Origin of the sequence: Roseibium sp. MMSF_3544, assembly GCF_030732845.1 — a bacterium.
GTDB lineage: Bacteria > Pseudomonadota > Alphaproteobacteria > Rhizobiales > Stappiaceae > Roseibium.
In genome coordinates this window covers 1-4,137 of sequence record NZ_JASHKA010000055.1, presented here as the reverse complement: position 1 = coordinate 4,137, position 4,137 = coordinate 1, and the positions used below count along the sequence as shown (strand labels likewise).

At 48.8% G+C, this 4,137-nt stretch carries 1 protein-coding gene and 1 pseudogene; both read right to left on the bottom strand.

All coding sequences use genetic code 11. The features are described from left to right. Nucleotides 1-196 precede the first annotated feature (196 nt). Nucleotides 197-1,258: pseudogene (locus RBB47_RS30900) on the bottom strand (IS3 family transposase); the annotation flags it as partial. Nucleotides 1,259-1,393: 135 nt separating this feature from the next. Next, entirely contained in the window at nucleotides 1,394-2,935 is a 1,542-nt protein-coding gene (locus RBB47_RS30895; RefSeq protein WP_305989781.1) for an FkbM family methyltransferase, read from the bottom strand. Between the last annotated feature and the right edge of the window lie 1,202 nt (nucleotides 2,936-4,137).

Sequence of the window (4,137 nt, the reverse complement as noted above, 5' to 3'; positions counted from 1 at the left end):
AACGGCCGGGAATTCTGTGGCACCGAAACACACCCCTATGAACTCTATCTCGATCTCAACGGAATTGACCACAGGCGTGACCTTCTCCCTTGTATTCGGGCCGATTTAATCTGGAATCGTCCGGTTGGTTTTCAGTGTTGAGCGACAGTGCGAAGATCGTAAGAGGCTCAAGCACTAGCGCAATGTTTTTCATCAGGAACTCCGTGGGTGATAGGTATCCGAGTGCCGAATGCGGGCGCTTGGTGTTGTAGTGGTTTCGCCAGTGTCCGATTTCCTCGCAGGCGTGCTGCAGGGATCTGAACTAGTGAAGGTTCAGACATTCCGCGGAACTTTTCGTTGAAACTCTCCACAAAGGCATTCTGGACGGGCTTGCCTGGTTCTATGAACCGCAGACGAACACCGGTACGTTCGGACCAATCGAACATGGCCTTGCTGGTACCTTCCGGACCATTGTCGAGGATGATTTCTTCGGTCAATCCGATACGCACCGCCAGGTCATCCAGGAACCGCGCAACGCGAGCACCAGGAATTGAAACATCTACGATTTGGCCCGGACGGAACCGACTATAGTCGTCGACAATGTTGAGCACACGGAACCGGCGGCAGTCGGCCAGTTGGTCGCTGATAAAATCCATGGACCACCGCTGCATTGGTCGCTCAGGCACCTGAGGCGTGACACTGTCCCGTCTTGGCAACTTTCGCCGTTTCTTCGTGCGAACCTGCAAGCCCTGCTCGTTGTAAAGGCGATAGGTCCGCTTGTGGTTCACGACCAGGCCTTCACGCTTAAGCATTGCGTGAAGGCGCAGGTAGCCATAGCGTCGGTTCTCCGACGCCAGCTCCTTCATGCGTTTGATTGCAGCCTCATCATCCTTGGATAGAGGTCGATATTGCTGCACCGACCGAGACAAGCCAACGATCCGACAGGCCCTAAGTTCGCTCAGACCCATCCCGCTGATCAGAAACCCCACAGCTTTGCGCTTGGCCATGGGAGTTACCAATTTTTTGCCAGAAGTTCCTTCATCGACGTCATGTCCAGCATCTGATCTGCGACAATCCGTTTGAGCTTGGCATTCTCCGCCTCCAGCTCACGCAGCCTTTTGGCATCAGACACATCCATGCCGCCATACTTCTTCCGCCAGCTGTAGAACGTCGCTGAGCTGATGCCGTGACGACGACAGATATCGTCTGTCTTGGCCCCCGCTACACTCTCCTTCAGCACGCCGATAATCTGTTTTTCTGTGAAACGCTTCCGCTTCATGGCTCTTCCTCCTTCGTCCATTCAAAGGTGGAAAATTCCAGTTGGCAATGGCCCGAACACAAGGGAGAAGGTCAAGCTAAGAAGCTTAAGTGGACACCTCAGCCTTGATTCCTTACGCCATCTGTACTGCACATCTCAAAACAACGAAAAAGGTCTTGGATGAATAGCCAGGGTGTCCCTTGGGAAACTTTGCTCCACAACACGATATCCGACTTCTCTGAGGAAAACTTTACATTCTGCTTTCTCAAACGGAAACAAATGTCGTTCTTCATATCGTATTGCCAATATCTTGTGAGATTCAAAGTCTAGTGTTCGTATAATATCCAGTTCCATGCCTTCTGTATCAATCGAGAGAACTATAGGAATATTGGTATCAAGCTCTTTTTTGACGTTGCTCCAAGACATGGTTTTTACTGAGATTTTTTCGATGTCGTTGCCATCCATTTTGGAAATGTGACCGTGGTCGCGCGCCATGGACGCAATGGCGGACGCTTTTTTTGAACGGTTATGGTTGTGGTAGTCAACGTTTGCAGGCCGAAACAGTGTACTAAGCTCTGGGTCATGAGTGATTGCTACGTCATAAAGCCGAACACGCGGATGAAGCGCACCATACTTTTCCGTAAGCTTCAAAAACAATTCAGGTTGCGGCTCGAACAAGAAACAAGTCCAGTTCTTGTTCTGCAAACTTGCGCTTAGATCGTCTTCTCCATCGTTGGCGCCTATCTGTACGAGCTGAATTGGTCTAGACTGAAGCCAAGGCTCGTCCAGAATGTTCATGAACAGATTTTCTTTACTCAACCGTCTTTCGACCAAATCAAAGGCCTTGGCCTTCGCGAAGGTCGACCGCAAACCTTTCTTCTCGTTAAAAATGGATCTCAGTTTCAATGCGTCGGGGAATGCGTCGGTTTCAAGGCTGACATTGCCCTTCTTTCGAAAGAAAGACATTGGTTTCTCAGAGAGCAAATGATGTTCGAAATCCCGCTCGAATCGCTTTTTGGGCATGCTCGAAAAAAAGTGCGAATGGACAACCCGTACAGGTGCTTTCGCTGCCTTTGATTGATGCGAAAACTCGACACGGAAGTTATATTCTGGCGGAAGTGTCAGTACACGAATGTCTGACTTGTATATCTCGATGTTAAAAGAAGCCTGATCATTCTTGAAACGTTCCACATGCTCTAAGCAGGTTTCAAACCATAAGTCTAAAAACGCAAAGGCATCATCGTCGTCGTTCGACCGGTATGCTATTACACCAGTATTGTACCCAGTATAACACTTTGGCTGCTCAGCAAATTCGCCGCCTTCACTATACCGGATCGGTGCGTGTGCGATCGCCATGTCGTAATGGTCCAAGGCGAGAAACAAATCATCGATCGCACTAATCACCAACACATCGGAGTCAAGAAAAACCGTCCTTTTAAATGGCGTTTTTTTCAGAGATATAACTTTTCTCAAGAAAGGATATTGAGGATATTCGTCATCACAGCGAACGACATGATCGAAGATTTCCTTCTCGACAACCAGTGTCGACGGAGCAACCAAGCAAATAGGAATTTCTGGATGCGTGTTCCTCAAAGTCTCAATAGATCGCAAGGTTTCACTCAAATACTTTGTTGAATCTGCATAGTACAAGAAACCAATGTTTTCATTGTCTTTTTCAACTAATTTAAGAGTGTCCATATTTTAACTTTTCCCTGTCATCAACCCTGTCCGTCGCGTGCTGTCTGAGCCTCTTGCCCCGACTTTGCTGCGAATCACGCCAAGATAGGTTGTACGCCCGGAATTCTCATGCCACACTTCTTTTGGATCCCACAAGAAGTACTCAACCTGTTGGGAGAATCGTTGCGGCCCTCAGGCGCGGCCGAACAGCGAATTTCAATTGTTTCGATCTTGCGCATTGCGATCTCCAGTTGCAAAAGCATCTTGCTTTGATTATCGGCGCACACGGGTAGGCTTCGCGGTACGCGGGTTTATTCTCCGCGTCTTCAGAACGGAAAACACATTCGGTTGTCCACACTGAATTTTTGCGGACAGAACAATCCACAGTGCCGAATATCGAGATCTTCAAAACGATCGGACCATTTAAGAAAAATTCGATTGAAGAGGCTCGCCATATCATGGGCTTCGCCGCGTTTTTTTCGTGTCGCCGTCGTAAGTGAGCTTCTGGCGGCGCGAGCGAGCTGACGCACACCCATCGTGTCGAAAGGCGCAAGGCCTTCTTTTACATTGCTTGCCAGTAAGAGGGGTTAGCAGGCCTTGCGCTCTTCGAACATCGCGGCGCTTCTAGCTTTGACAGGCCGAAACTGGGCTGCTTCTTGACCCAACAAAGCCGATCGACAAAGTCTTTGATACCGCTCGCTACGTTCCCAAAGTTCAACACGTAAGCGTGTGGCAACGACAATCTGAATACAGTTTTCGAGAGTATCTATTTGGAAAGAATCCGCAGTTCTTAGCATTTGAGTGCGAAGTCGCAAGGTCGCATTTCTTTCAAGGCAACCGATAGCTGCAGCAGCTTCCAAAGCGTTGAATAGATCACCGCTGTAGTTTTCTTGAAAGTCTGAATGCTAGTTTCAGTTGCGGCCGTTAAGCTCATCAGACTTGTTATGCGCTTCGCGCACATGATGAAGACCACCGTTCAGACATGTTGATATCTGAGGTCCAATCTTTAGCTGGGCGCCGTGACCTGCCTCCAATGGTTCGGACCGTTTTGAGCTGGAATTTTCCATTTATTGCACTGAGACCCAACCTTGAATCGCCGGAGGTTGGAGTTTTCCGGCGGGTAGCGCAAAAATCAACTCTAATTTATCTTCTTAAGCTTCTTTCCGTGCTATTTTGCATTGAAAGGAGAGTGTCATGTCGTCATCTTCGAAATCGACTTCGCA

Bases quoted from the DNA above. Each gene is read 5' to 3' on its own strand.
- RBB47_RS30895 (WP_305989781.1), bottom strand. From the start codon at position 2,935: ATGGACACTCTTAAATTAGTTGAAAAAGACAATGAAAACATTGGTTTC.